The organism is Ruegeria sp. YTSC199 (assembly GCF_059609725.1).
The window spans coordinates 1-21,749 of record NZ_JBXWMF010000002.1 but is presented as its reverse complement, the minus strand read 5'-3'; the positions used below and the strand labels follow the sequence as shown (position 1 = coordinate 21,749).

Annotated in this window: 20 protein-coding genes; 18 read left to right on the top strand and 2 right to left on the bottom strand. The window is 57.2% G+C overall.

All coding sequences use genetic code 11. The annotated features are described in order from the left end of the window. Window positions 1–138 precede the first annotated feature (138 nt). The 3 genes from topA to AC2FEE_RS01755 all read left to right on the top strand — a co-directional run bounded on the left by topA (window position 139) and on the right by AC2FEE_RS01755 (window position 4,189). A complete protein-coding gene (gene topA, locus AC2FEE_RS01765) occupies window positions 139–2,757 on the top strand; it encodes a type I DNA topoisomerase (protein WP_496862657.1) in 2,619 nt (872 codons plus the stop codon). 101 nt (window positions 2,758–2,858) lie between these two features. Then, a complete protein-coding gene (locus AC2FEE_RS01760) occupies window positions 2,859–3,563 on the top strand; it encodes a CoA transferase subunit A (protein ID WP_496862655.1) in 705 nt (234 codons plus the stop codon). After that, window positions 3,563–4,189 (top strand): CoA transferase subunit B, encoded by a 627-nt coding sequence (locus AC2FEE_RS01755; protein ID WP_480593927.1) that lies wholly within the window; start codon window positions 3,563–3,565, stop codon window positions 4,187–4,189. Before AC2FEE_RS01760 ends, AC2FEE_RS01755 begins: the two co-directional genes overlap by 1 nt. Window positions 4,190–4,231: 42 nt before the next feature. On the opposite strand, the gene AC2FEE_RS01750 is transcribed toward AC2FEE_RS01755, so the two are convergent. Next, window positions 4,232–5,098, bottom strand: coding sequence for a lytic transglycosylase domain-containing protein (locus AC2FEE_RS01750; protein WP_496862653.1), 867 nt, complete (start codon window positions 5,096–5,098; stop codon window positions 4,232–4,234). 354 nt (window positions 5,099–5,452) lie between these two features. Here AC2FEE_RS01750 and AC2FEE_RS01745 point away from each other — a divergent pair, with 354 nt between their 5' ends. The 15 genes from AC2FEE_RS01745 to pdeM all read left to right on the top strand — a co-directional run bounded on the left by AC2FEE_RS01745 (window position 5,453) and on the right by pdeM (window position 20,722). Further along, entirely contained in the window at window positions 5,453–5,662 is a 210-nt protein-coding gene (locus tag AC2FEE_RS01745) for a Flp family type IVb pilin (RefSeq protein WP_480593929.1), read from the top strand. A 101-nt stretch (window positions 5,663–5,763) separates the two neighbouring features. Then, window positions 5,764–5,973, top strand: coding sequence for a Flp family type IVb pilin (locus AC2FEE_RS01740; RefSeq protein WP_496862652.1), 210 nt, complete (start codon window positions 5,764–5,766; stop codon window positions 5,971–5,973). A 157-nt stretch (window positions 5,974–6,130) separates the two neighbouring features. Next, window positions 6,131–7,006: a Flp pilus assembly protein CpaB gene (gene cpaB / locus AC2FEE_RS01735; RefSeq protein WP_496862650.1), complete on the top strand. Its 876-nt coding sequence runs from the start codon at window positions 6,131–6,133 to the stop codon at window positions 7,004–7,006. A 193-nt stretch (window positions 7,007–7,199) separates the two neighbouring features. After that, window positions 7,200–8,606, top strand: coding sequence for a type II and III secretion system protein family protein (locus AC2FEE_RS01730; RefSeq protein ID WP_496862649.1), 1,407 nt, complete (start codon window positions 7,200–7,202; stop codon window positions 8,604–8,606). A gap of 16 nt (window positions 8,607–8,622) precedes the next feature. Further along, a complete protein-coding gene (locus AC2FEE_RS01725) occupies window positions 8,623–9,243 on the top strand; it encodes an OmpA family protein (RefSeq protein WP_496862648.1) in 621 nt (206 codons plus the stop codon). Between the two features lie 197 nt (window positions 9,244–9,440). Beyond that, the gene (locus AC2FEE_RS01720) at window positions 9,441–10,673 is read left to right on the top strand and encodes a CpaE/TadZ family protein (RefSeq protein WP_496862647.1); all 1,233 of its coding nucleotides are present in this window, start codon (window positions 9,441–9,443) and stop codon (window positions 10,671–10,673) included. 26 nt (window positions 10,674–10,699) lie between these two features. After that, window positions 10,700–12,133, top strand: coding sequence for a TadA family conjugal transfer-associated ATPase (locus AC2FEE_RS01715; protein ID WP_496862646.1), 1,434 nt, complete (start codon window positions 10,700–10,702; stop codon window positions 12,131–12,133). A gap of 11 nt (window positions 12,134–12,144) precedes the next feature. Beyond that, window positions 12,145–13,113, top strand: coding sequence for a type II secretion system F family protein (locus AC2FEE_RS01710; RefSeq protein ID WP_496862644.1), 969 nt, complete (start codon window positions 12,145–12,147; stop codon window positions 13,111–13,113). Window positions 13,114–13,123: 10 nt separating this feature from the next. Beyond that, window positions 13,124–14,110, top strand: coding sequence for a type II secretion system F family protein (locus tag AC2FEE_RS01705; protein WP_496862643.1), 987 nt, complete (start codon window positions 13,124–13,126; stop codon window positions 14,108–14,110). Window positions 14,111–14,171: 61 nt separating this feature from the next. Then, window positions 14,172–14,696, top strand: coding sequence for a tetratricopeptide repeat protein (locus AC2FEE_RS01700; protein WP_496862641.1), 525 nt, complete (start codon window positions 14,172–14,174; stop codon window positions 14,694–14,696). 29 nt (window positions 14,697–14,725) lie between these two features. Then, the gene (locus tag AC2FEE_RS01695; RefSeq protein ID WP_496862639.1) at window positions 14,726–15,577 is read left to right on the top strand and encodes a tetratricopeptide repeat protein; all 852 of its coding nucleotides are present in this window, start codon (window positions 14,726–14,728) and stop codon (window positions 15,575–15,577) included. A gap of 3 nt (window positions 15,578–15,580) precedes the next feature. After that, window positions 15,581–16,126 carry a prepilin peptidase gene (locus AC2FEE_RS01690; protein WP_496862638.1) on the top strand — a complete coding sequence of 182 codons (546 nt, stop codon included), beginning with the start codon at window positions 15,581–15,583 and terminating at the stop codon, window positions 16,124–16,126. Window positions 16,127–16,243: 117 nt separating this feature from the next. Beyond that, a complete protein-coding gene (locus AC2FEE_RS01685) occupies window positions 16,244–17,551 on the top strand; it encodes a DUF8689 domain-containing protein (protein WP_496862637.1) in 1,308 nt (435 codons plus the stop codon). A 40-nt stretch (window positions 17,552–17,591) separates the two neighbouring features. Next, window positions 17,592–20,003, top strand: coding sequence for a ligase-associated DNA damage response DEXH box helicase (locus tag AC2FEE_RS01680; RefSeq protein WP_496862636.1), 2,412 nt, complete (start codon window positions 17,592–17,594; stop codon window positions 20,001–20,003). 41 nt (window positions 20,004–20,044) lie between these two features. Next, window positions 20,045–20,722: a ligase-associated DNA damage response endonuclease PdeM gene (gene pdeM, locus AC2FEE_RS01675; RefSeq protein WP_496862634.1), complete on the top strand. Its 678-nt coding sequence runs from the start codon at window positions 20,045–20,047 to the stop codon at window positions 20,720–20,722. Here the strand turns inward: pdeM and AC2FEE_RS01670 are convergent. Further along, on the bottom strand, window positions 20,714–21,460 hold the full coding sequence (locus tag AC2FEE_RS01670; RefSeq protein WP_496862633.1) for a LytTR family DNA-binding domain-containing protein: 747 nt from the start codon (window positions 21,458–21,460) through the stop codon (window positions 20,714–20,716). The two genes, pdeM and AC2FEE_RS01670, sit on opposite strands and share 9 nt — an antisense overlap. Between the last annotated feature and the right edge of the window lie 289 nt (window positions 21,461–21,749).

Sequence of the window (21,749 nt, the reverse complement as noted above, 5' to 3'; positions counted from 1 at the left end):
GCAATTTACATGTCTAGAAGGCTGAAATCACCGCATATTTTGGGTTTTTAAAGGAACGCATTGACAATTCGCTCTTGCCCCACACATTTTGCACGATCATAGAAGGCGCCCAATTCGTCGAGCGAGGTTTTCCCTTAAATGCCTGTAGTTGTTGTAGAATCCCCAGCCAAGGCCAAGACAATCAATAAGTATCTTGGCCCCGACTACACGGTTTTGGCGTCTTACGGCCATGTACGAGACCTGCCCCCAAAGGACGGATCGGTCGATCCCGAGCATGAATTTGCGATGAAATGGGAAGTGGGCAATGACAGCCGCAAACACGTCAAAGCGATCGCCGACGCGCTGAAAGAAGACAACGCCCTGATCCTGGCCACTGACCCCGATCGCGAAGGCGAGGCGATAAGCTGGCACCTGCAGGAGGCTCTGACCAAGCGGCGCTCGATCAAGAAGGACACACCGGTCAGCCGGGTCACCTTCAACGCCATCACCAAAGACGCGGTGACCGAGGCGATGCAGAACCCGCGTGAGGTCGATATGCCGCTGGTCGAGGCCTATCTGGCCCGCCGTGCACTCGATTACCTGGTAGGTTTCAACCTGTCTCCGGTTTTGTGGCGCAAACTGCCGGGCGCGAAATCGGCGGGCCGGGTGCAATCGGTTTGCCTGCGTCTGATCGTCGAGCGCGAGATGGAGATCGAGGCGTTCAAGCCGGTTGAATACTGGTCGGTGCGCGCCTTGTTCGAAACACCGCGCGGTCAGACCTATGAAGCCCGTCTGGTTACTCTGGCCGGCAAGAAGCTGGACAAACACGATCTGGCGAACGCCACGCAGGCGGAACTGGCGGTTCAGGCAATCACCAGCCGCGCGCTCAGCGTCACCTCGGTCGAGGCCAAGCCCGCCGCCCGCAACCCCAGCGCGCCGTTTATGACCTCGACCCTGCAGCAAGAGGCCAGCCGCAAATTCGGTATGGGCGCGCGGCACGCGATGCAAGTGGCGCAGCGGCTTTATGAGGCAGGTTACATTACCTATATGCGGACCGACGGCATCGACATGGCGCCTGAAGCTGTGGCCGCCACACGCGATGCAATTACCCAGCGCTATGGCGCAGAATACGTGCCAGACAGCCCGCGCATGTATAAGAACAAGGCCAAGAACGCGCAGGAAGCACACGAATGTATCCGCCCGACGGATATGTCGCGCGACGCCAAGGCGCTGAAGGTCACGGATGAGGATCAGCGCAAGCTGTATGACCTGATCTGGAAACGCACCATCGCCTGCCAGATGGCCGCCGCCCGGCTTGAGCGGACAACGGTCGAGATCGGCAGCGCGGATGGCCAGGTCGGCCTGCGCGCCACCGGTCAGGTGGTTCTGTTTGACGGGTTCATGCGGGTCTATGAAGAAGGCCGCGACGACGTCTCTGACGACGACGAAAAGCGCCTTCCGCAGATCATGAAGGGCGATCCGGCTCCATTCGCCAAGACCTCTCTTAAGGATCAGTTCGCAAAAGCGGACGACAAGGCGGCCATTCTGTCGGAAAACGAAGCCGTGCTGGCGCTGCAACACCACACCCAGCCGCCGCCGCGTTATACCGAGGCCACCTTGGTCAAGCGGATGGAAGAACTGGGCATCGGGCGCCCTTCGACCTATGCCTCGATCGTGACCACGATTCAGGACCGGGAATATGTGCGCAAGGACAAAAACCGGCTGATCCCCGAGGAAAAGGGCCGGATCGTCACCATCTTCCTACTGAATTTCTTCCGCCAATATGTAGGCTATGAGTTCACCGCCAATCTGGAAGAACAGCTGGACGACGTCAGTGCCGGAGACCGGGACTATCAGGACCTTCTGGGCAAGTTCTGGCGCGACTTCTCAGCAGCGATTGGCGAAACGTCGGAACTGCGCATTTCCGAAGTTTTGGACAAGCTGGACGAAGCACTGGCACCCCAACTGTACCCACCGCGCGAGGATGGCTCTGACCCGCGTATCTGCCCGAAATGCGGCACGGGTCAGCTGCACCTGAAGACATCCCGCACCGGCGGGTTCGTGGGCTGTGGTAACTATCCAGAATGCACCTATACCCGCCCCATCGCGGGCGAAGGGGCCGAAGGAGACGAACGCCTGCTGGGCGAGGATGCGGGTGATGAGATCTGGCTGAAATCCGGTCGGTTCGGGCCTTACGTTCAGCGCGGTGAACCCACGCCTGAGAACAAGAAGCCCCCACGCGCTTCGCTCCCTCGCGGTTGGAGCAAGGATGACATGGATCTGGACAAGGCGCTGACGCTTCTGTCCCTGCCCCGCCAGATCGGTGAGCATCCCGAAGGGGGCATGATCAGCTCGAATTTCGGGCGGTTCGGGCCTTACATCATGCATCAGTTACCGGAAGAGGCGAAACCCGTCTATGTCAACGTCAAGGACCCCAACGACGTGTTCGAGATCGGTATGAACCGTGCAGTCGAGATGCTGGCTGAGAAGCGTGCCAATCCGGGACGCGGTCGACAGGCAGCGGCCAAACCCCTGAAAGAGCTTGGCGAACACCCCGATGGCGGCGCGATGCAGGTTCTTGATGGGCGGTACGGGCCATATGTGAAATGGGAGAAGGTCAACGCCACCATCCCCAAGGACATCAAGCCTGAGGATGTAACCCAGGAAATGGCCGTTGAACTGGTTAATGAGCGGGCGGCCAAGAAGGGCACCAAAAAGAAGACCGCGCCGAAGAAAAAAACCGCTGCCAAGAAGACAACCAAAAAAGCGGTCAGCTAAGGGTGGTTAGGTAGAAATACCACCACCCCCTTGGATTCGTTGACTTCCCCGTGACGTGGCGGCACAACCTGCCCATCACCATGTCATTGGGGGAGTTTTCCATGAAGAAAATCTATGCCAATGCCACCGAAGCACTCGACGGGGTGTTGACGGATGGCATGATGATCGCAGCGGGCGGTTTCGGCCTGTGCGGCATCCCTGAACTGCTGCTGGAGGCAATCAAAAATTCCGGTACTCAGGACCTGACCTTTGCCTCGAACAATGCGGGTGTTGATGATTTCGGCATCGGCATCCTGTTGCAGACCAAGCAGGTCAAGAAAATGATCAGTTCGTATGTCGGAGAAAACGCAGAATTCATGCGTCAGTATCTGGCTGGAGAACTGGAGCTGGAATTCAACCCGCAAGGCACCCTGGCCGAGCGCATGCGCGCCGGTGGCGCCGGCATCCCCGGTTTCTACACCAAGACCGGTGTGGGCACCGTGATCGCCGAAGGCAAGGAGCACAAGGACTTCGACGGCGAAACCTACATCATGGAAGAAGGCATTTTTGCCGATCTGGCCATCGTCAAGGCGTGGAAAGCCGACGACACCGGCAACCTGATCTTCCGCAAGACCGCCCGCAACTTCAACGTACCGGCCGCGACCTGCGGTAAGATCTGCATCGCCGAAGTCGAGGAGATCGTGCCACGCGGCTCGCTGGACCCGGACAGCATCCACCTGCCCGGCATCTACGTGCATCGCATTATTCAGGGCGATCACGAAAAGCGCATCGAACAGCGCACCACCCGCAAGAAGGAGGACGCATAATGCCCTGGGACCGCAATCAGATGGCCGCCCGCGCGGCGCAAGAGCTGGAAGACGGCATGTATGTAAACCTCGGCATCGGCATCCCGACGCTGGTGGCGAATTATGTGGGTGACAAGGACATCACCCTGCAATCCGAGAATGGTATGCTTGGCATGGGCCCCTTCCCGTTCGAAGGCGAAGAAGACCCTGACCTGATCAACGCCGGCAAGCAGACGATCACCGAACTGTCGCGTACCTCGTATTTCGACAGCGCCACATCCTTTGCCATGATCCGGGGCGGAAAGATCGCTGCGGCCGTTCTGGGCGCAATGGAGGTCGACGAAGAAGGCGATCTGGCCAACTGGATGATCCCCGGCGTGCTGGTCAAAGGCATGGGCGGTGCAATGGACCTTGTGGCCGGTGTGGGCCGTGTGATCGTGGTGATGGATCACACCAACAAGCATGGCAAGTCCAAACTGCTGAAGAAATGCACCCTGCCACTGACCGGTAAAAAAGTGGTGGATCGCATCATCACCAATCTGGGCGTTCTGGATGTGGTCGAAGGTGGCCTGAAGATCGTCGAAATCGCCGAGGGCGTAACCGAGGACGAAATCCGCGCTGCCACTGAGGCCAAGATCGTCAACTGATCCTTTTCACCAAAATGGCCCGCCGTTACTGGCGGGTCTTTTTCAGTTTTGGGTCTGGAAGACGCACCCGTCCGATATAAGCTCAGGCGGAGTTGAACACAGGGCCTTGGCAATCTGAAAGGCCGCAAGCACCTTGGGCACATAGTCCCGCGTCTCGGCATAAGGTGGCACGCCGTCATGTTTGCGCACGGCCCCTTCACCCGCATTGTACCCGGCCAGCACCATGATCGGATCATTGCCAAATTCACCCATCAGCCAATTCAGATATTTCACTCCGCCTGAGATGTTCTGAGCGGGCTGAAAACTGTCCTGCACCCCAAATCGCTTGGCGGTGGCAGGCATCAATTGCATCAAACCTTGCGCTCCGGCCGAACTGACCGCATCCGCACGGCCTGCCGATTCAACCGAGATCACCGCCAGCACCAGAGCGGGCGAAACTTCCGTCCCAACTGTTGACCGCAGAATCTCGATCCCTTGCTGCTGAGCAATGCTCTGGAGGGTCTGCAGGCGTGGTGAGGCCACATTGGTTGCGGCCAACGCTTTAATCGCGTCGTTCAACCGCCCCGCACCCGAAGCAGAGAGTGCCGGAGATATTTTATCCCAAAAGGCTTTGTAAGACCCGACCGGCTTGTTCTTTGGTTCTGCACCCGGAACGCTTGGGGGGACAGCTGTTGTGCGCGTGGCAACCTCGGGCACGGAAATCTCAGCACCGGTGCTGGGTGCGTATGGGGTCGCCGCATGTTCCTCTGGCGATATTTGAACGGTCACCTTGGGCCGCGTGCCGGGCTTTGGCGCCTTCACTCTCTTATATACGCCCCTGGGTTCAATCTCGGTTGCGACGGCTAACACTGGTACTGACACTACCAGCGTCAAGATGCCGGCGCAGGTCACTGCGTCCCGGAGTTTCATTTGCCTGCCTCATGTTTTTTTCTTTTCGATAGTTTGAAGCGCGAATCCCTTTGAAAAGCCAGAAAAACACGTCGAATTGGGGCAATTTCGCCTCATTTGCCGCAATTTTGCATCGGCGGCAACAGGGGGCGTCCTCCCCCGCATATTTTAAAACCTTTGTTTTCAGCACGTTAGGAAAAAAACTACCAAAAAGTTAAGCCCGGAAGAAAAAAGACGGTGTTTGGCCCAATTCCTGCCATGCCTGACAGGCAAACATAATGCCATACCGAGACGGTCGGGAGCGGACTGAGAGAGAAAGCTCTGTTAGACGCCGAGGTTTAAATGACTTTTTTGATCCTTTAGGAGGGACGTAACATGATCAAGTTCATCAAGAACTTCCGCAAAGACGAAGACGGCGCCGTAACTGTTGACTGGGTTGTTCTGACCGCAGCTGTTGTTGGCCTGGCCGCCGTTGCCTACACCCAAGTTGGTGATGGCACCAAAGCAATCGCAGACGCCGTTGGCTCGACCCTGGATGTCGCAGCCTCCAACGTTGCAAGCGATATTCCGATCACCCCGAAGTAATCGGAACCACAGCTTAGTCTGAGAAATTCTTTTGTGGGGCCTTGCCTGTTTAGGCGTGGCCCCATTTGTTTTGCAACAACTCCGAGTCCGGCGCTTTCATGATGAACAGAATCCAAACTTTCATAAAGCACGAAGACGGGGCAGTCACTGTTGACTGGGTCGTGCTGACAGCTGCGATCGTGGGCATCGGCGCAGGTGTATACGCTTACTTTGGCGAGCCTGTTAAAGAACTGGATGCCAGAGCTGGTGCAGCCCTGAGCAATGTCGATGTCGCCGAAGAGATCAGCGTCAAATTCGACACACCTGATTAATGACAGGAACGACCACTGATTGTCCGGAAAGCCACGGAGGCAAAAAAAATCTAATATTGTCCCATTTTTCGACACAATCTACCTTTATTCAAAACCGATCCTTGCCGTAGATTCTGCGGCAGCGAAGACAGAAAAGAAAAGAAACGAGGGGACGCGAATGCGTTTGGTATTTGGACTTGTCCTGATTGCCGGGGTGGCTTTGGCCGGGGGCGCGGTCTATATGGCCCGCGACTACATCGCTCAGTACCAGGATCAGCTCGCCCGTGAACGCCAAGCCACAAAGGATGCGCTGGCAAATGTCAAAACGGTGCCAACCGTAGGTGTCATCGTTTCCAACCGGGCCATGAAATACGGCGAGCCGCTGGTCGAGGATGATGTTCGAATCGTGAACTGGCCCGAGGATGCCATTCCAGAGGGCAGCTTTATGGACATGGCAGTATTGTTCCCCGAAGACGCCAAAGGTGATCGATTCGTGCTAAGAGCGTTGGAAAAAGACGAAGCGCTGATGGAGGTCAAGGTCACCAAGCCTGGTCAGGCAGCAGGCCTTGTTTCCCAAATTGAAAAAGGTATGCGCGCGTTTGCTATCAGCGTCGATGTTTCGTCTGGCGTTTCCGGCTTTCTGCGTCCAGGCGACAGCGTGGATGTGTATTGGACCGGTTCTGTCAGCCGGGAATTCGAAGGCGGCGGTGACCAAATTACCCGCCTGATTCAGACCAACATCGAATTGATCGCAGTGGACCAGACCGCCGGATCTGACCTGACGGGCACGACGATCGCGCGCACCGTGACCGTTGCTGCAACACCGGAACAGATCGCGGCTTTGGCGCAGGCGCAAAACACTGGCCAGTTGTCACTGGCCCTGGTTGGCGTGCAGGACGATACGGTCGCAACCGCAGTTGAAGTGGACCAGCGCAAATTGCTGAACCTTAAGGAATCGGCTCCTGCTCCGGCCCCGGTCTCCGAAAAGGTCTGCACCGTGAACACGCGGCGCGGCGGTGAGATCGTCAAAACCCAAATCCCCTGCACAAACTAACGTTAAATCAGAGATTTACGACCGCAAGCCGCGCCACGTGCGCGGCTTGTTTCGTTCTGGATGTTGCGCATTGTCCACATAAGGAAAATTCCGGAAACCATTGATTATTGCAATAAATTCGTAATTCGCGCAGTGTTACCGAGCATAGGGCATTAGACCCAAAAAATGAGGCGTGATCGGAGAGGCAGGTCACATGAAAATACGTTCTTGGATCAGCGCAACCCTGCTTGGGTTGGCGCTTATAGTTGGTCCGGCCGGCCAAACGGCCTGGGCTGAAACTTTGCGCGTGGTGAAGAATGGTACAGCGGAAACGCTGGACGTTCCGATGAACCGCGCAATTGTCGTGGAAAGCGAAGAACCGTTCGCCGAGCTCAGCATCGCCAATGCCGGCATCGCTGATATCTCGTCGCTTTCGGATCGCACGATTTATGTGTTGGGCAAAACACCTGGTCTGACCACGCTGACCCTGTTTGACGGCGCGGGCAACCTGCTGGCGAACGTTCGGGTGCGTGTGTCTCCGGATGTGTCCGAGTTTAAGGAGCGGCTGCGGCAGATTCTTCCGGCTGAGCCGATTGAAGTCCGGACTGCCAATGACGGCATCGTGCTTTCAGGCGTGGTTTCAAGCAGCGCGAAACTTAGCCGTGCACTGGAACTGGCCGAACGATACGCACCCGACCGCGTTTCGAACTTGATGTCCGTCGGCGACGTGCAACAAGTAATGTTGAAGGTACGTTTTGCCGAGATGAGCCGTAGTGTGGCCAAAAGTCTGACCGCATCGTTAGGTTTCGGCGGCGGTGACGTAACCGGAGGTATCAACACACTGAACACTGCAGGTGCGTTGGCCAACGCCTTGAACAACAACATTCCGATTCAGCAAACTAATACCGGCGCGATCTTGTTTGGTTTTGGCGCAGGCTCTACTCAGGTCCGCCTGCTGCTGGAGGCCCTTGAAGCCAAAGGACTTGCACGCAGCCTTGCAGAACCGAATCTTTCCGCCCTTTCGGGTCAAGAAGCGGAATTTCTGGCTGGTGGCCAAGTTCCGATCCCGGTTCCCGGGGATGACGGCCAAATCGCCATCGAATACCGGAACTTCGGTGTTCAGGTTCTCTTTACACCGCGCGTAGTGGACAGTGATCTGATCAATCTCGAGATGGGGGCTTCAGTTTCAAGCATTGATTCTAACTCGACCTTCACAATTGCAGGTAACAACGTCCCAACCTTTATCGTTCGGCAGACAAAGACGACGGTTGAACTACGAGACGGTGAAAGCTTTGCCATTGCCGGCCTGATCCAAGATGATTTCTTGGACGCAGCCAGTCAACTTCCATGGATCGGTGATGTTCCGGTGTTGGGTGCTCTGTTCCGTAGCTCGAATTTCCAGCGCCAACAAACCGAACTGGTCATCATCGTCACAGCTCATCTTGTGTCCCCGACACGTGGCGAAGCACTGGCATTGCCGACGGACCGGGTCAAACCGCCCAGCGAATTTGATCTGTTCGTAAACGGCAAAGTCGGTCGTACAACGCGTCCGGGTTCTGGTGCGGCTTCGGAAGTGGCCAAACAGGACTTTGGCAGCTCCTACGGCTACATTCTGGATTGATAGGAGGATAGGACCAATGCAGAAGTGGATTATCGCACTGGGTCTTTCGGTCTCTGTCTCCGCATGTACGCGTGAGGCGGGGTACGAAGTGGACCAAGGAGCTTTCGGAAATGCGTCCCTGAACAACATCAAGGTCATGAATGGTGAACTGACCTACGCTCAGATCCTGGGCCAGCGGTTCGCGGCCGAGGTTCCGACGCAGATCAACTTTGCCTTCGACAGTGCACAGCTGGATGAAACGGCTCAACGTGTTCTGTTGCGGCAGGCCTCGTGGATCAAACAATTCCCCGAAGCACGATTCCGCGTGTATGGCCATACCGATGCGGTTGGTTCGACGTCATATAACAAAGCACTGGGTCAGCGGCGCGCCAATGCTGCCGTTGCGTTCCTGACGCGACAGGGCATCTCGCGCTCGCGTCTCGAGGCTGTCGTGTCCTTTGGGAAAACGCGGCCTCTTATCGACACGCCGGACAGGGATCGCCGCAACCGCCGCACGGTGACAGAAGTTTCGGGCTTTGTGGATCGTGCACCGCAGCTGCTGGATGGCAAGTACGCAGAAATCATCTATCGCGAATATGTCGAGAGCGCGACAAGAGAAAGCTACATCCAAAGCGAAGAAGGCTCTGGTGGTGAATAATCCCTAGGAAATGGGCGGCATCGTCGCCCATTTCCCTACAATTGGTTCTTTTGCGCCCAAATCTTGCCTAAGTTCCAAGCCAAATTTTCAACAATTAGGTGACTCGCGGCCAATCCTGGCCGCACTGGGGCAAGAGCGAACCAGACAGGCATTCAAGCCCACTGTGTTCGCCTGCTCCCGCGACGAGGATTGTGTAAATGACGAGCGCTTCGCCACAAGACGACAAGAATGCCATTCAGGCTTGCACTATCAGCCGTGATGTCCAGAACTTCGATCTTTTGATCGAGGACATGGAGGCCGCACTGGGGGAACGCTGGGGTGACCTGGGTTTCGCTGAAGCTCTGGCCTTTTTCAGCCAACCCGATGCCGATTCTCTGGAATTTGTGGCACTTGCAATCGATGGCGAGGATGAAGACAACCTATCATTGATGGGCGAAATCATCACCCGCGCCAAAGAAAAGAAAATCAAGATTGTTCTGATCGCCGAAGATGTCACGCCGGCATCTCTGCACCAGCTGCTGCGCAAGGGTGCGGATGAATTCGTCCCCTACCCCCTTCCCGAAGGCGAGCTGCAGGAAGCGATCACCCGGATGAACCAGCCGGATCCGGTCGCAGTTCACGAGACATCTTCGCCGCTGACGCAAGGCGAATCAAAGGAGGGTGCCCTGTTCGTCGTGCACGGTCTGGCCGGAGGCGTTGGATCCACCACGATGGCGGTCAACTTGGCCTGGGAACTGGCCACTGTTTCCGAAAAAGAAGAACCGTCGGTTTGCCTGCTCGATTTGGACCTACAGTTTGGCACGGTATCGACCTATCTGGACCTGCCCCGCCGCGAAACCGTCTTTGAAATGCTGTCCGACACAGCCTCGATGGATGAGGAAGTGTTTGCGCAGGCGCTGCAAACCTACGAGGAAAAGCTGCAGGTTCTGACCGCGCCGTCAGATATGGTACCACTGGACCTGATCACGCCGGAAGATATCCAACGGGTTATCGACACGGCCCGCCGCCACTTTGACTACGTCGTCGTGGACATGCCATCGACGCTTGTTCACTGGTCGGAGACAGTTCTTCAGGCTTCGCACGTGTACTTCGCGTTGATCGAACTGGACATGCGCTCGGCCCAGAACGCGCTGCGGCTTAAACGTGCCCTGCAGGCCGAAGAACTGCCGTTCGAAAAATTGCGTTTCGCCCTAAATCGGGCTCCGAAATTCACCGATCTGAACGGCAAAGGCCGGGTAAAGCGGATGGGGGAAAGCTTGGGTATCTCTATCGATCTGCAACTGCCTGATGGTGGCAAACCAGTCATGCAAAGCGGTGACCACGGACAACCGCTGGCAAATGCAGCCGCCAAGAACCCGCTGCGTCGCGAAATCGCAAAACTTGCAAAATCGCTTCACAGCTTGGGCAGCAACAACGCTGAAGCTGCATAATTCAGTCTGAAAGGGAACGAGCCGCCGTGTTTTCAAGATACAAGAAACAGCCCGAAGCGCAGCCGGTTCAAACCCCGGCCGCAACGCCGAAGCCTACGGTTGAAAAAGCACCGTCGGCCAATGCGGTCGCCCGACGCCCCCAGCAAAAGAAAACCGCCGAGCCTGTGGTGGCCGATCGCGATCGCAAACGCAAAGAGCGTCTTGGTGAAATCAAGATCGAACTGCACCGCGAGTTGCTGGAAAACCTAAACCTCGCCGCGCTTGAGAACGCGGGCGAATCGGAGTTGCGCGCTGAAATCAGCGCGATTGCCAGCGAAGTTCTGGAATCGCGAAACATCGTCCTGAATCGCGAGGATCGCACACAGCTCAACAAGGAGCTGTATGACGAGGTAACGGGCCTGGGTCCGCTTGAGACCTTGCTGCAGGACGACACGGTCAACGATATTCTGGTCAACGGTCCGCAGCAGATTTTCGTGGAACGGGAAGGTAAACTGGAAATCAGTGAAATCACCTTCAAGGACGAAAAGCACCTGATGCGGATCATCGACAAGATCGTGTCCGCTGTAGGTCGTCGTGTTGATGAGTCCAACCCCTATGTTGACGCCCGTCTGGCAGATGGTTCGCGTTTCAACGCGATGGTTCCGCCGATTGCGGTGGATGGCTCGCTGGTGTCGATTCGTAAGTTCAAGAAAGACAAGCTGGGCATCGACGACCTGGTCAATTTCGGCGCGTTTACCGAAGAGATGGCCGCCTATCTTCAGGCGGCTGTATCGACCCGGCTGAACATCATTGTTTCGGGTGGTACGGGTTCTGGTAAGACGACAACTCTGAACGCCTTGTCCAGCTTTATCGACGACGCCGAGCGCATCCTGACCATCGAGGACACAGCGGAACTTCAGCTGCAACAGACCCATGTGGGTCGGATGGAAAGCCGCCCGCCCAACGTTGAAGGTAAGGGTGAGGTCAGCCCGCGCGACTGTCTGAAAAACGCACTGCGGATGCGTCCTGACCGCATCATCGTGGGTGAGACGCGGGGCGCCGAGGTGATCGACATGCTGCAGGCCATGAACACAGGCCACGACGGCTCGATGACCACGATCCACGCCAACTCAGCGCGTGATGGTATCTCGCGCTTGGAAAACATGATCGCTATGGCCGGTATCGAGATGCCTATCAAGGCGGTCCGCAGCCAGATCTCAAGCGCTGTGAACCTGATCGTGCAAGCCAGCCGTCTGCAGGATGGTTCGCGCCGTATGACCTCGATCACCGAAATTACCGGCATGGAAGGTGATGTGATTTCAATGCAGGAAATCTTTAAATTCCAGCGGGTTGGCCTGACACCGGACAACAAGATCATCGGCCACTTCACGGCAACAGGCGTGCGCAGCCACTATTCCGAGCGCTTCCGCCTGTGGGGTTTTGATCTGCCCACTTCGATCTATGAACCGACGACTATGTAGGAGATCTGGATATGCAACTGCCTCTTGAGGCGCTCATATATGTCGTGATCTTCATCGCGGTGTTCTTTCTGGTCGAAGGCATCTATCTGGTGGCTTTCGGGAAATCCATTAGCCTGAACAGCAAAGTCAACCGCCGTCTCGACATGCTCGACAAAGGGGTCGGTCGGGAACAGGTTCTGGAACAGCTGCGCAAGGAAATGCAGCAGCATATGAAGACGCAGAGCATCCCGCTCTATTCGCTGCTGGCAGACAAGGCGCAAAAGGCGGCGATTGCCTTTACTCCGCGACAGCTGATCATGGTCATGATCCTCTTGTCCGGCTTTGCCTTTGTAGGCCTGAGCATCGGCACCGCGACGGATATGGTCCTTCGGGTCGCTCTGTCAGTCTTTATCGGAGTTGGCGGCGTTTACACCTGGGTAAACCGCAAGGCAAAAACACGCATGGCCCTGATGGAAGAGCAACTGCCTGATGCGGTTGAGCTGATGGTCCGTTCACTGCGTGTCGGTAACCCGTTCGTCTCATCCGTCCAGATCGTTGCAAGCGAGGTGCAGGACCCGTTGGGCACAGAGTTTGGTATCATCGCCGATGAATGCGCCTATGGCCGTGACGTGGGTGAAGCCCTGAAAGACATGGCCGAGCGTCTGGGTATGCAGGACCTTCGCTTTTTGTCGGTGGCCGTCGGGATTCAGCAACAGTCGGGTGGTAACCTTGCCGAAATCCTGGCCGGTCTGGCCAAGGTGATCCGCGCCCGTTTCCGCCTATTCCGGCGCGTCAAGGCGATCACCGCCGAGGCGCAATGGTCCGGCAAATTCCTGTCCGGTTTCCCGGTCTTCTGCCTGCTGTTCATTCTTGTGAGCGATCCCGGGTACTATGACGACGTGATCGATCACCCTCTGTTCATCCCGCTCTGTTTCTTTGTCGGCATCATGCTGACGCTGAACCTGATTGTGATGCGCGTTCTTACCAACATTAAGGTCTGAGGGCATAGCAATGGAATTCCTGACCCAAATCAACGACCTGATCAAAGAACACCTGGGTGAGTTCGGACCGCTGATTGTTATCGGCGTTCTTGGGCTCTTCATGATCCTTATCGCCGTTTCTCTGATGCTGAACCAGCCAGAGGATCCGCTGAAAAAGCTGCAGAAATCAACTGCGGCACCCAAGTCGGATAAAAAGTCCAAAAAGGACAAGCTCCGCAACACCAGCCGCAACGAACAGCTTCAGAAATTCGCCACCTTCCTTGAACCCCAGAATGAGGAAGAACTTTCGGCGATGCAGCTCAAGTTGCGTCAGGCCGGGTATCACTCGAAGGATGCGGTGCGTTTCTTCCATTTTGCGCAGTTTGCACTGGGTATTGTCGGAATTCTGATCGGTGTGTTGTTGGTAACGGTGCTGTCAGGCGGAGAGGAATTCACCGGAAGCCAAATGACAATTCGCGTTCTGATTCCGTCAGCCGCAGGGTATTTCCTGCCGCGTTATTGGATCACTCGGCGCGTCGAGGAACGGAAAGAGGCGATCACCGCCGGGTTTCCCGATACGCTGGACCTTATGCTGGTTTGCGTCGAGGCCGGTCAGTCACTGGATCAGGCCATTGTGCGCGTGGCCCGCGAGATGAGCGCCTCCTACCCGGATATTGCGCAGGAATTCGAAGTTGTCGCCCATGAAATGAAGGCCGGTAAGGACAAGGATACAGTGTTGCGCGATTTCGGATCCCGTTGCGGCGTTCAGGATGTCAGCTCATTCGTGACCGTGATGATCCAATCGGCAACATTCGGTACATCCATCGCCGAAGCTCTGCGGGTTTATGCCAGCGAGATGCGTGACAAACGCGTGATGCGGGCCGAAGAGGCCGCGAACAAGTTGCCAACCAAGATGACGCTTGCCACAATGATGCTGACGGTGCCGCCTTTGCTGGTCATTCTGGTCGGACCTTCGGCAAAAGGGATCGCAGACTTTGGAAAAAGTGCCGGCGGATAAGCCCGCGAAATTCAGCTTCAGGCGTATCCGCTCTGGGATATGCCACACGTTAAGGGCCGCCATGGTGATCGCCATGGTGGCCTCTTGTACTGATACGGGTACAGCGGATGATTTGGATGCCCCCGGGATTGACCCGAAAGGCGAAGGCGCAGACGAAATCATGGTTGGAAATCGGTTGATGGCCGCTGGAGAATACGAGTTGGCGTTGGATTCTTTCACCCGCGCCGCGCTGGATCAGGGGATGACGGCGCAGATATTGACCTCAATGGGCACGGCCAACCTAGGGCTAAAGCGCCTGGGACAGGCCGAAACTCTGTTGCGTCGTGCCGTAAAAACTGACCCCGACTGGTCCGTTGCGTGGAACAATCTTGGCGTTTTGCTGGTCGAGGCGGGCGAATACCCCGAGGCTGCGCAGGTCTTCAAACGGGCCTATGCGCTGAACAATGGCGAAAGTGACGCAATCCGAGACAATCTGCGCTTAGCACTCGCAAAAATGGAAAATCCTGTTAATAATAAGGCGGAAGAACAAGAATATACGCTGGAGCGGCAAGGCGACGGGCAATACAAGCTGCGCAAGCTCCCATAACACAGGCAAGAGCAGTAAGGGACGCAAAAATGCGCCAACAATTCTTGATTGCGCCAATGGTCGTGTGCGGGCTGATCGTGTCCGGCTGCGAAAAGGAAACCGAGGAAGAGAAAGTCGAGCGCACTTATCAGGAGGTCAACGTCATTGACGAGACCAACCTGAACGAGGTGCTTCTGACCGCCGCGGATCCGAATGAAGCGGTCACCTACTTCCAGGGCGCCGCAGCCAAAAACCCCGGCAGGATCGACCTGCAGCGCGGATTGGCGATCTCTCTTTCCCGGGCAAAACGTTCGACCGAGGCCGTCGCCGCCTGGAAGAAAGTGACTACCATGAAGGGCGCCGCAAGTGTCGACAAGGTTGAATATGCCGACGCCCTTGTGCGTGCCGGCAACTGGAGTGAGGCCAAATCCGTACTGGATTCCGTGCCGCCCACATATGAAACCTTCAATCGCTATCGCCTTGAAGCGGTGGTGGCTGACTCCAAAAAGGATTGGAAACGCGCGGATCACTTCTACGAAACCGCGGTTGGCCTGACAACACGCCCCGGCGGGGTAATGAACAACTGGGGCTATTCCAAGTTGACACGCGGTCAGTATGCCGAAGCCGAACGCTTGTTCAACGAGGCGATCCAGCAGGACAAGAACCTGTTTACCGCCAAGAACAATCTGGTTCTGGCCCGAGCTGCGCAGGGCAATTACAGTTTGCCGGTTGTTCCAATGTCTCAGATCGAGCGTGCCATGTTGCTGAACACGATGGGTATTTCTGCTGTCAAACAAGGGGATGTGGCCACGGCCAAGAACCTGTTCCGCGAAGCCATCGCCACGCACCCTCAGCATTTTGACGAGGCCGTCCGCTCGCTCCGCGCGCTCGAGGAAGCCTAATAGATGAACATTCCCGCGAATGCGGCGCTGATATTTCTGCCCTTCGTTCTACCGATCTGCCTGTACGTGACCTTCACGGACTTGCGCGCCATGCGGATCAGGAATCAGGCGGTATACGCGCTGTTGACGGTGTTTGTTGTCGTTGGTCTTTTCGTTCTCCCACCATGGTCAACCACGTGGTCAACCACCTCCGTAGGCCCATGGTCGATATCGCTCCCACCCTACGTCTGGCATTTACTGCATGTCGTACCGGCTCTGGCCATTGGCATCCTGTTCTACGTAATGCGTCAAATGGGGGCAGGAGACGCCAAGTTTCTGGCCGCTGCCTCGCCATTTATCTGGCCCGGCGACTATTTCCTGGTTGTGTTCATTCTGGCCACGATGAATGTGGCGGCTTTGGCCACCCACCGGCTGGCGCGCAGTACGGGGCTGCGGAGTTTCGCACCCGACTGGAAAAGCTGGAGCAGGGCCAAACACATACCGATGGGCCTTTCTCTCGGCGGCAGCCTCGCCCTCTATCTAATTCTCGGCACTGTTTACGGCTCGTAAACTATCATTAAGCCGCCTTGTCCGTGCCTTGGTGCTGACACAAAGCCGGGCCAGATTTTCCACTAACGGCCCTTTTCGGGGCTTTTTGCGCGAAAACTGGATAGACGGGCAACGCTCATGAATATGCAGACAACCTCGGTAATGGCCCCCCCTGCCCCAAAGGGTTTGGGTGAAATGAGACTGCCCATCGTCATGATGCGCGACATCTTGTTGAAAACGATCTTCCGCAAGAATGTGGACACCGTTTCCGAGATCGCCGGTGCGATCTGTCTGCCGGGTTCCGTCACACAGGAACTTATCGACATGGCCCGCGAGCAAAAGTTGATCGAGGCCACCGGGACGCTGAACGCCAACAGCGGGAACGAAATGGGTTACCAGTTGACCGACGCCGGCAAGGCCCGTGCACTGGACGCGCTAAGCCAGTCTGAATATTTCGGCGCCATGCCCGTGCCGCTGGATGTCTACCGCGAACAGGTCAAACGTCAGTCGATCCGCAACATTCAAGTTACCCGCGACCAGTTGGTTGGTGCGATGGGGCATCTGGTTCTGCCAGACAGCCTGCTGGACCAGCTTGGCCCAGCGGTCAGTGCCGGCCGCTCGGTTCTGATGTATGGCCCACCGGGCAACGGTAAATCTTCGATCTCGAACGGGATCAGGGATGCTTTGGGCGACAACGTGTATGTGCCCTATGCCATCGAATATGCCGGTCAGGTGATCACGGTCTATGATCCGATCGTGCACACTGCGATCGAACAGGAACCTGATGACCCGAACAGCCTGCGTCGCCGTAAACGGTTCGACACGCGCTATGTCCAATGCGAACGCCCAACCGTTGTGACGGGTGGTGAATTGACGCTTAGCATGTTGGATCTGGTCTACAACCCAACGGCGCGGACCTATCAGGCACCTTTGCAGCTGAAGTCCACCGGCGGCATTTTCATCGTGGACGACCTTGGCCGTCAGCAGGAACCGCCGCAGGCCCTGATCAACCGTTGGATTGTTCCACTGGAAGAGAACAAGGATATCCTCGGCCTGCAATCGGGCGAAAAGTTCGAGGTGCCCTTCGACACGCTGGTTATCTTCTCGACCAACTTCCACCCGAACGAGATTTTCGACCAAGCGGCCCTGCGCCGGATTTTCTTCAAGATCAAGATCGACGGTCCGAATCAAGAGAACTTCCTGAAAATCTTCGCCATGGTGGCCCGTAAACGCGGTATGCCGCTGGACGAAGCTGCACTGGTGCATCTGCTGAAGGTCAAATACCCGACCATCAACAATATCTACGCGAACTATCAGCCGATCTTCCTGATCGATCAGATGATCTCGATCTGCGAATTCGAGGGCATTCCCTACCAGATGAGCCCCGACCTGATCGACCGCGCGTGGTCCAACATGTTCGTCAAAGACGAGACAATCGTAAAATAACGCCGTGCCATTTCAGCAATGGGCCGGGTAGTCTGCGCGCATGACGCAGATTCCCGCCCGGATCATCGATTGGTTTGCCACCAAAGGCTGGTCGGTCCACCCACATCAGCAGGACATGTTCAATCGGGCCTCGGACCCGGCCACTTTGCTGATCGCGCCCACCGGGGGCGGTAAAACCATGGCGGGTTTCCTGCCCACACTTGCCGAGTTGGCGAAAGGGGACCACGACGGTCTGCACACGATTTATATTTCTCCCTTAAAGGCGCTGGCTGCCGATATCCGACGTAACCTGCGTATCCCGGCAGACGAGATCGGCCTGCCCATTCGGATCGAAGACCGTACCGGAGACACTTCGGCGACGAGGAAGAAACGCCAGCGGGCAGACCCGCCGCATATCCTGCTGACCACACCGGAAAGCCTGGCCCTGCTGACTTCATATGAGGACGCGCCCCGGATGTTTGCTGGCGTGCAAAGGGTGATCATTGATGAAATCCACGCCTTGGCCGAAAGCAAACGCGGCGATCAGCTGATGCTGGCCTTGGCCCGGTTGCAAACCTTGTGCCCCGACCTGCGCCGGGTCGGGTTGTCAGCCACGGTCGAGGACCCCGATGCCATCGCGCGCTTTCTGGCCCGGCACCCCGACTCGAGTCAGATTGTGCAGGCCGACCCTGGCCCCGACCCCGACATCCGGATGCTGGAAACGCAGGAAATGCCGCCTTGGTCCGGCGGTGGCGCAGCTTACGCGATCCCGGCCGTTCTGGACCAGATCAAGCAACACAAGACCACGCTGATCTTTCACAACACCCGCGCGCAGGCCGAGATTTTCTTTCACAACCTTTGGCTTGCCAACGAAGACGGCCTGCCCATTGGCATCCATCACGGCAGTCTGGACCGGCAGCAACGCGAGCGGGTTGAGGCCGCCATGGTCCGCGGAGACCTGCGTGCCATCGTTTGCACCGGCTCTCTGGATCTGGGCATCGACTGGGGTGATGTGGATTTGGTAATCCAGATCGGTGCCCCCAAGAACGTCAAGCGTCTGGTGCAGCGGATCGGGCGCGCGAACCACCACTACAACGCGCCCTCAAAGGCTCTGCTGGTGCCTGCAAACCGATTCGAGGTTGTGGAATGCGTCGCCGCTCTCGAAGCCGCCAAGGCGCACGACCTGGACGGTGAACCACGCGGCCCGGGGCCCCGCGACGTGTTGTGTCAGCATATCCTGATCGCAGCGGCGGCCGGGCCGTTCGATGCGGATACACTATTCACAGAAATGACCGCCGCCGGCCCCTATGCTCAGCTAAGCCGTTCGGAGTTCGATGCCTGTCTGGAGTTCTGCGCCACCGGAGGCTACGCCCTGCGTGCCTATGATCGCTGGCAACGGCTGCAACAGCGCGCCGATGGTCGCTGGCAGTTGCGCGACCCCCGCGCGGCGCAGCGTATCCGCATGAACCTTGGCACCATTCAGGACACCGACACACTTAAGGTGCGCCTGAAACGCAATCGTGGTGGCAAACCCTTGGGCGAGGTGGAAGAAGCCTTCGCTGCCTCTCTGACCCCCGGAGACACGTTTCTGATAGGCGGACAAATCGTCCGCTATGAAGGGCTGCGCGAAATGGTGGTCGAGGTCAGCCGCCGCGCGGACCGTAAGCCGAAGGTGGCTGTTTTTTCAGGCACGAAATTCGCCACCTCAACGCAGCTGAGCGACCGTATCCTGCGGATGTTCGCGCAACCCAACTGGCCGCAACTGCCCGCGCACACGGCGGACTGGCTGGACCTGCAACGGAACATGTCCCGCCTGCCCCAACGCGACCGTCTGCTGATCGAAAGCTTTCCTAATGACGGGCGCGAGCATCTGTGTGTCTACGGTTTCGCGGGCCGCAATGCGCAGCAAACGCTGGGTCTGTTGCTGACCAAACGCATGGAGGAGACCGGACTGGCGCCGTTGGGTTTCGTGGCCACCGACTATGCAACTCTGATCTGGGGGTTGGACGCGGTGACTGATCCGCGCCCTCTGTTTCAACTAGATACCCTGCGCGATGGGCTGGAAACCTGGCTGGCCGGGAACGCGGTGATGAAACGGACCTTTCGCGCCTCGGCCACCATCGCCTGTCTGATCGAGCGCAACACTGATGGGCAACGAAAAAGCGGACGTCAGGCGACATTTTCCTCGGATATTCTTTATGACACGTTGCTGAAATACGATCCCGATCACCTGCTTATGCAGATCACCCGAGAAGAAGCCATGCGCGGGCTGGTGGATTTCGGACGAATCGAGGCGATGGTTGCACGCATTGGAGGCAGGCTTGACCTGCTGCGCCTGAATCGCGTCTCACCCCTTGCGGCGCCGCTGTTTCTTGAGGCCGGTAAGGTTCCGGTCAAAGGCGCAGCCGAGGAACGCCTGCTGGCCGAGGAAAGTGCCCGCCTATTGCGGGCCGCGGGGCTGGAACCCGGCTGATACCGCTTGCGCCCCGGTTCGAAACGCGCAAAGAACGGATCATGAACAGCATCGCGTTTTCTTTTGCCGGGCAAAGCCTCAGCGCGCTGGGGTCCGGGGCGCTCTGGTGGCCCGAGCAAAAGCTGCTCTGTGTTTCTGACCTGCATCTTGGCAAGTCCGAGCGCATCGCCCGGCGCGGAGGCCCGACCCTGCCGCCCTATGACAGCCAGGAGACGCTGATCCGTCTGGCCGCCGACGTCACGCACACCAATCCGGGCACGGTGGTCTGTCTGGGCGACAGCTTTGACGATCTGGATGCCTCGATGGCATTGGGTGCGGCCGAGAAACGGGACGTCACCGCCCTGCAGGCTGGCCGCCGCTGGATATGGATAGAAGGCAACCACGATCCCGGTCCGATTGATCTGGGCGGGACACACCTGTCTGAATGCAATATCGGTTCGCTGACATTCCGGCACATCGCACAGACAGAGGCCCAAGCGGAGGTGTCCGGCCATTTCCACCCCAAAGCCCGTCTGACGGCGCGCGGACGCGTGATCAATCGCCCGGCTTTTCTGGTTGATCAGACACGGCTGATCCTGCCCGCCTACGGCACTTACACCGGCGGATTGCGCAGTTCAGACCACGTATTGAACGCATTGATGGACGACAAGGCCCTGGCCATCCTGACCGGTCCTCATCCGCAGATCATTCCCATGCCCAGGAAAGACGGCTCAGACTAAGCCATCCTGTTCCAACGTCGGTCTGTACTTTCGGCTGACTGGAACAAGATCGTTATTCTTCAGCCGCACAAAGGTCTTGCCGCCCAGCCGTTCAACCCCGGCGATGGCTTCATCCACCACCCAGTGCGAACGGTGCGTACAATGGCCCGGCACCGGCTCCATCTCGGTGATCGCATCGGTAAAGCGCGACCGGATGGTGAATGTCCCCTCGGACGTCACGACATCAACGGCGTGATCCCGGACAGTCAGGCGATAAATCTGACCTTGAAACGTTTCCGGCAGACGCTTTGACAGCCGCGGCAGCACGGGTTCAGTCTCTTCCGGCGGCAACTCTTTTTGTCTGTGTCCCGGTATCAGTACTAACCCGGTGACAAACAGCGCCCCATACGGAGCCACTGACAGGAAACCGGGGGCTTGTTGGCCGTTGAAAGTGATCAACAGGTAGGACAGCACCCACAGGGCCGGAACGAAAAGCGCCAAGTTGACCAGAATCAGCGCGGTATCGCGCCAGGAAATATGAACACCCCCAAAACAGGTCCGCGTCACGTGTCTTGCGACCCCTGTCACAAGCAGAGCCAACCCCATGACCCCGACCCAAAACACCAGGCGTTGAAAAAAGGTCAGGTCAATGGCTGAGAAAGGTTGGAAAGCAGAGGCCAGCAAAGGTGGAAAGGCAACTGCGGCGATCACTTTGCGCAACGAGACCTCGGCCAGAATTGGGCTCAGGAATATGTTCATACCTACTCAACAATAAGCCTGCGGGTCCAGCGCAACCCCGAAGACTTGCAATATCACAACGTAACTGGCTGGATTCACTTGTTTATCATTGATACCCGTTACATTCAAACCCCGAGATTTAAAACTTAACGCGAGTATGTTGAAACAATTGGGCCGAGGGGTGTTTCCACCCCTCGGCCCCGAATCGATTGCAGTGCGCTGAGGATCAGGCGGTCAGGCCTTCGGGTTCCGGGAGTTTGTTTGCGCGGCATGCGGCTGTGAGGGTATTTGCAAGCAGGCAGGCAATGGT

Coding starts and splice junctions, on each gene's coding strand:
- topA (WP_496862657.1), top strand. CDS start 139: ATGCCTGTAGTTGTTGTAGAATCCCCAGCCAAGGCCAAGACAATCAAT.
- AC2FEE_RS01760 (WP_496862655.1), top strand. CDS start 2,859: ATGAAGAAAATCTATGCCAATGCCACCGAAGCACTCGACGGGGTGTTG.
- AC2FEE_RS01755 (WP_480593927.1), top strand. CDS start 3,563: ATGCCCTGGGACCGCAATCAGATGGCCGCCCGCGCGGCGCAAGAGCTG.
- AC2FEE_RS01750 (WP_496862653.1), bottom strand. CDS start 5,098: ATGAAACTCCGGGACGCAGTGACCTGCGCCGGCATCTTGACGCTGGTA.
- AC2FEE_RS01745 (WP_480593929.1), top strand. CDS start 5,453: ATGATCAAGTTCATCAAGAACTTCCGCAAAGACGAAGACGGCGCCGTA.
- AC2FEE_RS01740 (WP_496862652.1), top strand. CDS start 5,764: ATGAACAGAATCCAAACTTTCATAAAGCACGAAGACGGGGCAGTCACT.
- cpaB (WP_496862650.1), top strand. CDS start 6,131: ATGCGTTTGGTATTTGGACTTGTCCTGATTGCCGGGGTGGCTTTGGCC.
- AC2FEE_RS01730 (WP_496862649.1), top strand. CDS start 7,200: ATGAAAATACGTTCTTGGATCAGCGCAACCCTGCTTGGGTTGGCGCTT.
- AC2FEE_RS01725 (WP_496862648.1), top strand. CDS start 8,623: ATGCAGAAGTGGATTATCGCACTGGGTCTTTCGGTCTCTGTCTCCGCA.
- AC2FEE_RS01720 (WP_496862647.1), top strand. CDS start 9,441: ATGACGAGCGCTTCGCCACAAGACGACAAGAATGCCATTCAGGCTTGC.
- AC2FEE_RS01710 (WP_496862644.1), top strand. CDS start 12,145: ATGCAACTGCCTCTTGAGGCGCTCATATATGTCGTGATCTTCATCGCG.
- AC2FEE_RS01705 (WP_496862643.1), top strand. CDS start 13,124: ATGGAATTCCTGACCCAAATCAACGACCTGATCAAAGAACACCTGGGT.
- AC2FEE_RS01700 (WP_496862641.1), top strand. CDS start 14,172: ATGGTGATCGCCATGGTGGCCTCTTGTACTGATACGGGTACAGCGGAT.
- AC2FEE_RS01695 (WP_496862639.1), top strand. CDS start 14,726: ATGCGCCAACAATTCTTGATTGCGCCAATGGTCGTGTGCGGGCTGATC.
- AC2FEE_RS01690 (WP_496862638.1), top strand. CDS start 15,581: ATGAACATTCCCGCGAATGCGGCGCTGATATTTCTGCCCTTCGTTCTA.
- AC2FEE_RS01685 (WP_496862637.1), top strand. CDS start 16,244: ATGAATATGCAGACAACCTCGGTAATGGCCCCCCCTGCCCCAAAGGGT.
- AC2FEE_RS01680 (WP_496862636.1), top strand. CDS start 17,592: ATGACGCAGATTCCCGCCCGGATCATCGATTGGTTTGCCACCAAAGGC.
- pdeM (WP_496862634.1), top strand. CDS start 20,045: ATGAACAGCATCGCGTTTTCTTTTGCCGGGCAAAGCCTCAGCGCGCTG.
- AC2FEE_RS01670 (WP_496862633.1), bottom strand. CDS start 21,460: ATGAACATATTCCTGAGCCCAATTCTGGCCGAGGTCTCGTTGCGCAAA.